General features: G+C 65.2%; 4 protein-coding genes and 1 pseudogene. All 5 read left to right on the top strand.

Annotated elements, in window-relative coordinates; genetic code table 11:
- Nucleotides 1-122 (top strand): annotated as a pseudogene (locus tag ACYVGY_RS04365) (IS3 family transposase); the annotation flags it as partial.
- Between the two features lie 586 nt (nt 123-708).
- Nucleotides 709-2,145: an IS1182 family transposase gene (locus tag ACYVGY_RS04360; RefSeq protein WP_460456233.1), complete on the top strand. Its 1,437-nt coding sequence runs from the start codon at nt 709-711 to the stop codon at nt 2,143-2,145.
- Nucleotides 2,146-2,768: 623 nt separating this feature from the next.
- Entirely contained in the window at nt 2,769-3,665 is an 897-nt protein-coding gene (locus tag ACYVGY_RS04355; RefSeq protein ID WP_460456232.1) for a hypothetical protein, read from the top strand.
- A gap of 3 nt (nt 3,666-3,668) precedes the next feature.
- The gene (locus ACYVGY_RS04350; RefSeq protein ID WP_460456231.1) at nt 3,669-4,925 is read left to right on the top strand and encodes a DUF4785 domain-containing protein; all 1,257 of its coding nucleotides are present in this window, start codon (nt 3,669-3,671) and stop codon (nt 4,923-4,925) included.
- A 79-nt stretch (nt 4,926-5,004) separates the two neighbouring features.
- Nucleotides 5,005-6,150 (top strand): MFS transporter, encoded by a 1,146-nt coding sequence (locus ACYVGY_RS04345; RefSeq protein WP_460456230.1) that lies wholly within the window; start codon nt 5,005-5,007, stop codon nt 6,148-6,150.
- Nucleotides 6,151-6,155 lie beyond the last annotated feature (5 nt).

Raw genomic sequence — 6,155 nt, 5'->3', positions numbered from 1 at the left:
AAGCGCGTGCCGACCTGTTCGACTACCTGGAGCGGTTCCACAATCCGCGAATGCGTCGTAGAGTTGCCCGGCGTGATCGGGAGTTTCAGACCTTAATCAAACCGTCCGCGGAAACGGGGTAGAACCCATCTTGGCCTGGTGCTCAAGGAGGTTCTGGACAACGACCGCGGCCTGGCTCTTCTTGTAAGTGTCTTTGATAGCCGAAAAGATTCCCATTTATTCCTCAATTAATAGAACGCCAAATTCTGATTGGTCTCACGACCCCGAACTTTAGGCTGACAAAGCGCCGAGAGTTTAGGGCGAAGCCACCACAGCAGACAATGCGATTCGGTCGCATTGCGCTACGCGAATCACAGAATCGTGGTTTCAGCCACAGGCGAAGGGAGTCGGGGTAGGACGAACCAGCGCGGTGGCGGTCGCAATAGTGAACTACGCGGAAGGACTACGGCTCACGCCGGGCGCCTCGTGAGCCTGGTCGAACTAATCTGCGCCCCAACCTTAGGGCCGGTCACTGGTGGGGCTGACGCTCTGACTTGCAGCTGCACCAGACTGAGAACCTTTCTCGCTGCTGTCATACCTCATGGCTTATCACCAGCCAACGCAGAGTTTTGGACCGACCGTAAGGAAAACGGTCCACTTCGGGTCGAGGCTGTGTGAAAAACCCACCGCCGATGGCAAAATATCGACACCGTTCGATTGGTGCTCGGGATGAAAAGATTCGTCGATGGTGTCGACCGCTCACAGGGTCTTCTGCTCCCTGATCGGCTTGAAGATTACGTCCACGAAGACAACCCGGTCCGGGCGGTCGATGCCTTCGTCGAAGCCCTCGACCTCGCTACCCTGGGGTTTGCAGCAGCCAATCGTGCCGGCGGTGGCCGTCCGGCCTATCATCCAGCCGTCCTGCTCAAGGTCTACATATACGGCTACCTCAATCGCATCCAGTCCACCCGGCGCCTGGAGCGGGAAGCCCAGCGGAACCTGGAGCTGATCTGGCTGACCGGGCGCCTGGCGCCCGACTTCAAGACCATCGCCGACTTTCGCCGGGACAACGGCAGCGCCATCACGGCGGTGTGCAGCCAGTTCGTCGCGCTGTGTCGGAAGATGAAGGTGTTCTCGCATGCCGTCGTTGCAATCGACGGCAGCAAGCTTAAGGCGGTCAACAGCCGAGACCGCAACTTCACGGCCGGCAAGGTGGAGGCGCGACGCAAGCAGCTTGATGAGAGTGTCGCCCGCTATCTGGCCGAGCTTGATCGCGCGGACCGCGATCCGAGCCTGCTGCCGGAGGGCCGCGTGCCCCACCTGAAGGGCAAGCTGGCAAAGGTACGCGAGCAGATGGCGCAGCTCGACGCGCTCGAGCGTCAGCTGAAACAGGTGCCGGACCATCAGATTTCGCTAACGGATCCCGATGCCAGGTCGATGACCTCGACCGGGCGCGGGACAGGCACGGTCGGCTACAACGTGCAGGCGGCGGTGGATGCCGAGCATCATCTGATTGTGGCGCACGAGGTAACGAATGTCGGCAACGATCGTGGCCAACTCTCCGCCATGGCGAAGAGGGCACGCGATGCGCTCGGCACCGAGCAGATGACGGCGCTGGCTGACCGTGGCTACTTCAATGCCCCGGAAATTCTTGCGTGTGAGGAGGCCGGCATCATTCCGCTGGTGCCCAAGCCCCTCACATCCAACAGCAAAGCGGAAGGTCGATTCGACAAGCGAGACTTTACCTACGACCCGGATGCTGATGAGTACGAGTGCCCGGCTGGCGAGCGTGCTATTCGTCGATTCGCAACACAAGAGAACGGACTGACGTTGCACAAATACTGGTCTTCCGCCTGCCCACGCTGTCCGTTGAAGGCGAGATGCACGACCTCTTCCTATCGACGAATCACGCGATGGGAGCACGAGCACGTGCTGGAGCGGATGCAGGTCCGACTCGACGCGACGCCGCAAGCAGCGGTCGCTCGGCGGCAGACGGTCGAGCATGTGTTTGGCACCCTAAAATGCTGGATGGGCACCACGCCATTGCTGACCAAGACCCTACCGAGGGTTAGAACAGAGGTCAGCTTGGCGGTAATCGCCTACAACATGAAGCGGATGATCAAGATCATGGGTGCGCGAGGTCTGGTTCAGGCGATCGCTGCCTGACCGGCTCTAATTTTTCTTCTTGCAGCGCCGCTACAGCAGAACGTGCGGCTGCCCATGCATGGCGTCCAGTCTTTGGTTTTCACACAGCCTCGGTCGAAAGCTGCCCTCTGGCACATCTGAACTCGTATCAGGCACGACGAGCAGACCAGATATTCGCATTCGGCGTTATGGGAATTTTTCCGAGGCAGCCAGCTTCCGCGTGACCTTCCGCCTAGGACAGCCCGCCGGCCCGGATGATCCGCAGTCCGTCGTGCGTGAGGTCCCTTTCCCGGGGTATCGAAAACATGGACGTTTTCGATAAGCGCCCATGGATGGGTTCACGGCGTCCCCGGAAAAGGGACCTCGCGTGCGGCGGGCGTTCGCGGGGGGCGATCCCGGGGCGGGGGTGGTTTGGTTGGAAGGGCATCGGGACTGAAGTCCCTCCCACATGGGGTGGTGGGGAGAAGACAAAAAGCGTAGGTCGGAGAGCCAGGGGCTTCGGGCCTGAAGGCCCTCCTACAGGGGCGCAGGGTGCGGCGGTGCAGCATGGGAATGTGTTGACCGTCATGGTTTGGGTCGGCATGGTCGGTGTCCATACGCCGGCGCAGGGGAGCACCGGTTCAACCGGACGTGGCCACCCAGGGATGGGGCAATCGCGTTTCGCATCGAGTTCCTGGGGAGGGATCGTGCGCTATCTACTCTTGGCTGCCCTGGCAGCCGTTTCAACACTGTGCGAGGCCAATACCGGCGTCGCCTTCGTCCACGGCACCGGCAAACAGACCAATGCCACCGCCAACTACTGGCAGTCGCCCTTCGTCAACAACGTGCGCGGCGGCCTGGTTGATCCGAACAACTACGTCGTCATCAACTGCGACTTCGAAAAGTACATGTGGGACAACGCAGCCGCGGGTTGCCTCGCCGGCCAGCTGACCACCTTCATCAACAACCGCGGCATCACCCGCCTGATCGTCATCACCCACAGCAACGGCGGCAACGTCATGCGCTGGATCCTGTCGAACCCGACCTGGGACAGCCGCTACCCGAACATCATCGCCAAGACCGTCCGCGTCAACGCGCTGGCGCCTTCGTCCGCCGGCACGCCGCTCGCCGATGCAGTGATTTCCGGCAACGTGTTTGAAGGCGCCCTCGGCTGGCTGCTCGGCTACAAGAACGACGCCGTGCGCATGCAGCAGACCAGCTGGATGGCCAGCTACAACGCCAACTGGCTGCTCGGTACCGCCGGCCGCCCCGCCCTGCCCCGCACCTTCCGCAGCGTGGTCGGCACCGACGTGGATTCCGCGATCTGGGATTCCGACAGCTACTGCGGCGGCTACGTCGAGAACGTCGGCCTAGAGACCACCCAGAACTGGCTGGCCTCCTGCTCCGACGGCTTCCTCAACTGCAGCAGCCAGTCCGCCGCGGGCTACGTCTGGTTCCAGGACAAGAGCCGCATGCGCGGCTCCGAACCGCTGTCGCACAACCAGAGCCGGCGCGCCTGCTTTGGTCTCGACACCATCCTGCGCAGCGACATGAGGTCCTGAGCCATGAAGAAGACTCTCTTGTTCTGCCTGATGTCCCTGGCCGTCTCGGCCCAGGCCGCCACCCTGCTGCCGCCGGGCAGCCGCGACCAGGCGCCGTCGCGGCTGGTGTCGGCGCCGGCACCGGTCGGTGACTTCGAACGCGCGCCGGTGTCCTTTGCCTGGGCGCTCGATCCCTGGGCCGAGCTCGGCGAACAGACGCCCTTCGTCGCCGAGAGCCGCGAATACTGGGCCCTGGCCGAGGCCAGCGAACTGCAGGCCGGCCTCAACATCGACACCACCGCCCCGGGCGCGCTGATCCGCGTCAGCCCGGCCACCGGCAGCCGTGCGGTCGCGCCGGGCCAGCTGCGCATGCTGCGCAACGGCAAGGCCATCGCCGAACCGGAATCCTTCCAGCGGCGTGCCAATACGGCGCAGCTCAAGGCCGCCGGCATGGACGTGCCGGACGGCTCGTCCATCGTCCAGCTCGCCGCCGAACAGGGCCAGGGCCGGTTCCAGGTGCAGCTGGCCGAGGCCAAGGGCCGCTATCTGGTGCACGTGTTCGAGCCCAACAGCGATTACGTGCTCCAGGCCCAGGCCGACCGCAGCCATGTGCTGGCCGGTGACACGCTGGAGGTATCGGCGCAGATGGGACGCGGCACGGCCAAGCTCGGTGGCGGCGCCATGGGCGGTTCGCTGATTTCGCCCTCTGGCCGCAGCTATGACCTCGCCTTCCGCAACGGCAAGGCGCAGATCCAGGTGCCCGATGAAGCCGGCACCCTGCCGGGCCTGTGGGAAGTACACCTCTCGGCCGGCAGCTTCGACCAGGGCGCCAGCATCCAGCGTGATGCCCGCACCGCGGTGGAAGTGACGCGGCCGACCGCACGCCTCGGCGGCGGCTATGCCTTCGATGCGGCGACGCTTCGCTTCGACCTGCCGGTGCAGGTGGCGGCGCCGGGTCGCTACGAGCTGCGCGGCACGCTGTTTGCGAAAGGTCCCGACGGCATTTCGCGTCCGGTGGCGCAGGCGCATGCGGCGAACTGGTTCGAGGCCGGCAACCGGTCGCTGGCGCTGGCCTTCGGCCGCGGCAACATGCCCAGCGGCTTCGGGGCGCCGTTCGAACTGCGCTACGTCGAGCTCAAGGACCAGGCCCGCATGGGCACGCTGGAAACCCGTGAGCTGGCGGTTCGCGAGGCGGGGGCCACGCCGGCCCCGCGCGCCGTCCCCGCCGGTGAGGTGACGGCGCCGGTTCGTGGTGCGATCGGGCGTGAGCGCATCCGCTAGTTCCGGACGCGCGCCAAAGCGGCGATGATGACGGCCGGGCCTTCGGGTCCGGCCGTTTTCTTTTTTGGCGCCGCCCTGCATGGACGCGAGTCTTCGTCGCTTCTCGATTTTCTATTTCTGCTACTACGCCGCGCTCGGCGCCTACTCGCCCTACGTCGGGCGTTGGGTGGACGCGCTCGGCCACGGCGGTTACGTGGTCGGCGGCATGCTGGTGCTTTGGTACGGCACCCGCATCGTGGCGCCACCGGCCTGGGCCGCGCTGACCAGCCGCAGCCAGCGGCCGGGCCATTGGTTCGTCGCCGGCTGCGCGCTGACGATGCTGTGCTTCTCGGTCTTCCTGTTCACCGGCAGCGCCTGGGCGCTGCTGTCGGTGATGGCGGTGTTCGGGTTGTTCTACAACGCGGTGATGCCGCAGTTCGAGGCGATGACGCTGACCGCGCTGGGCCCGCGCGCGGACCACTACGGGCGGCTGCGGGTCTGGGGCTCGATCGGCTTCCTGGTCGTGGCCGGCAGCTATGGCGCCTTGCTCGATCGCGTCGGCGCGCAGCACTTCGCCTGGGTCACCCTGCCCCTGTTCGTGCTGATGCTGGCCGCCGCCTGGCCGCACCGCCACGACCGCCAGGTCGACTACAGCACCCATGCCAGCGACGCCGGCCACCTGTGGAAACGCCCTGGCGTGCGCCGCTTCCTGCTGGTGGCGCTGCTGATGCAGGCCAGCTTCGGGCCGTTCTATGTCTTCTACACCCTTCACCTGCAGGCTGCGGGGCATTCGGGCGCGACGGTCGGCGGGCTGTGGGCGCTGGGCGTGCTGATCGAAATCGCGATGTTCTGGAAGGCGCCGAAACTGATCGCCCGCTTCGGCGCCAGCCGCCTGCTGATGGTCTGCCTGGCCGTGACCGTGCTGCGCTGGACCCTGACCGCGCTGTACGCAGAATCACTGCCGATCATGGCGCTGGCGCAAACCACCCATGCGCTCAGCTTCGCCACCTTCTACGCCTGCTGCATGCGCCTGATGGCCGACTACTACCCCGGCCGCCGCGCCCGCGCTGGCCAGAGCCTGTTCTTCGGCTTCAGCCAGGGCGTGGGCGGGGTGCTGGGCGCGGGGCTGGCGGCGGTGGCGTGGGAACGCAGCGGCGGGGAGCTGGCGTTTCTGGTCGGTGCAACTGTGGCGGCAAGCGCGTGGCTGCTCTACGCGCTGCGGCGACCACCCCCGGTCCAGTTGTAATGAAT

Source organism: Arenimonas alkanexedens, from assembly GCF_054781355.1.
This window is presented reverse-complemented; position numbering and strand designations above follow the sequence as displayed.

Bases quoted from the DNA above. Each gene is read 5' to 3' on its own strand.
- ACYVGY_RS04355 (WP_460456232.1), top strand. From the start codon at position 2,769: ATGGGGCAATCGCGTTTCGCATCGAGTTCCTGGGGAGGGATCGTGCGC.
- ACYVGY_RS04350 (WP_460456231.1), top strand. From the start codon at position 3,669: ATGAAGAAGACTCTCTTGTTCTGCCTGATGTCCCTGGCCGTCTCGGCC.
- ACYVGY_RS04345 (WP_460456230.1), top strand. From the start codon at position 5,005: ATGGACGCGAGTCTTCGTCGCTTCTCGATTTTCTATTTCTGCTACTAC.
- ACYVGY_RS04360 (WP_460456233.1), top strand. From the start codon at position 709: ATGAAAAGATTCGTCGATGGTGTCGACCGCTCACAGGGTCTTCTGCTC.